The sequence below is a fragment of the Microcystis sp. LE18-22.4A genome (assembly GCF_027531105.1).
Classification (GTDB): domain Bacteria; phylum Cyanobacteriota; class Cyanobacteriia; order Cyanobacteriales; family Microcystaceae; genus Microcystis; species Microcystis aeruginosa.
Genome location: NZ_JAPZRB010000289.1, coordinates 1 through 1,844, shown reverse-complemented (window position 1 = coordinate 1,844; position 1,844 = coordinate 1). Strand labels below are relative to the sequence as shown.

The 1,844-nt window shown below is 44.9% G+C and carries 2 protein-coding genes; one reads left to right on the top strand and one right to left on the bottom strand.

What is annotated here, in order from left to right; genetic code table 11:
- Nucleotides 1-236: 236 nt before the first annotated feature.
- Entirely contained in the window at nucleotides 237-1,271 is a 1,035-nt protein-coding gene (cobW, locus tag O9295_RS13385; protein WP_147070734.1) for a cobalamin biosynthesis protein CobW, read from the bottom strand.
- 203 nt (nucleotides 1,272-1,474) lie between these two features.
- Here cobW and O9295_RS13380 point away from each other — a divergent pair, with 203 nt between their 5' ends.
- Entirely contained in the window at nucleotides 1,475-1,663 is a 189-nt protein-coding gene (locus O9295_RS13380) for a hypothetical protein (protein ID WP_002784873.1), read from the top strand.
- Nucleotides 1,664-1,844 lie beyond the last annotated feature (181 nt).

Sequence of the window (1,844 nt, the reverse complement as noted above, 5' to 3'; positions counted from 1 at the left end):
GTTTTGAGGTGGTCAACTACCTAATTTTCAGGGAAAAAGTACCTGAATTTTCCCCCGATCCCCGCAATGGCTGGCACTTTTTGAGGGGAAAAAAGTCCAAAAGTCTTATCCAACAAAGTTTTTAGATTTATTCAGCAGACCTTAATTATTGTAGAGGGGGAGAAAGGAGAAGGGAGAGGGGAGAATAAATAAAAATAATCTCCCTACCCCACACCCTGTCCCTAGGAAAAACTTCTTCAGCAAACCCTAGTTAAGGCCTGCTCGATTCTCTGACTATCGAGGGAGCGGCCGATAAAGACCAAGCGAGTTTGCCGCATTTCCGTGGATTGCCAGGGTCGGTCGAAGAAAGAATCAAAGCGATCGCCGACTCCCTGTAACACCATACGCATCGGTTTATTGGCCACGTTAACAAATCCCTTGACCCGATAGATTTCTTCTCGGGCCACCAATTCTTTAATCCGTTGGGTCAAAATTCGGGCATCTACGGGAGAATCGAGGCAAAACTGCACAGAATTGATCTCCTCATCGTGATCGTGTTCTTCCTCGTGATCATGATGACTAGGACGACTAGCTAAATTATCCTCGACGGCGGCATTAAATCCCAATAGCACATCGGGGCTAATTTGTCCATCGGCACAAGTAACTATTTTGACCGTTGATCGCAGTTGTGTTTTCAGCCAATTAATAATTTTTTCTAATTCGATTTCGCTGATGAGATCGGTTTTAGTTAAGAGTACCAGGTCAGCGCAGGCTAACTGATCCTCAAATAACTCCTCAATGGGCGTTTCGTGTTCTAAATTGGGGTCTGCTTGCCTTTGTGCCGTTAAAGCGTCCAAATCCGCCACCAGACGACCCCTAGCGACAGCAAAACCATCCACCACGGTGATTACTCCGTCCACCGTCGCACCGTTGCGGATTTCCGGCCAGCGAAAAGCTTGAACCAGAGGTTTAGGTAAAGCTAACCCCGAAGTTTCGATCAGCATACAATCCAACTGTTGCCGTCGCTCCAGCAATTTCTGCATGGTGGGGAGAAATTCTTCCTGTACTGTACAGCACAGACAACCGTTGGTCAGTTCCACAATATTATCGTTGGGGTTGTCGTCGCAGGTCTGACAACTTTTCAACAAATCACCATCAATTCCCACTTCTCCGAATTCATTGACCATAACGGCCACCCGTCGGCCTTGATTATTTTGCAGTAGATGACGGATGAGGGTAGTTTTTCCCGCACCCAGAAAACCCGTGATCACAGTAACTGGAATTTTGTGCATAGATAGGGCGATCGATCATGTTCTTAGATCAATCTATCAGAGTCTTGGTCTAGGGTTGAGGGTTTCAGCGCTAATTCTTTAGGATTGCCCCACCAATTGCCGGACTGTCACAAACTAGCTGAAATTTTCCTAGTTAGTCGTTATTCTGGTAAAAGTTTCAGCCGGCTAAAATAATTGCTGAAGAACTTTTGTGGGAGTGGATCATGTTACAACGTCTTTTTTTAGCCTTTACCCTCGCTTTTCCTCTTTATTTAAGCATTGCTATTCAACAAACTTCTCCTCTAGCTGATAGAGTAAATCGGCCTTCTTCTCGCGGAATCAATAAAATTGAGCAGACGGTAAAAACTATCCAAAAGCAATTAAAACAAGAGCATTCGGTTCAATTAGATTAATAAATTTGGTGAAAAAGAGGATATCTAAAACGGGTGCATCTCATTTTTGTAAATCTACTAATTTGGGATTTTTCAGGGGAAACTTTCTCCTAAAATTGGGCGTTACTTTCGGTTTTATCACTCAATCCAAGCTTTTGGGGGGTTCTACCCCCCAAACCCCCCGTTGGGGGCGTGGCGCCGC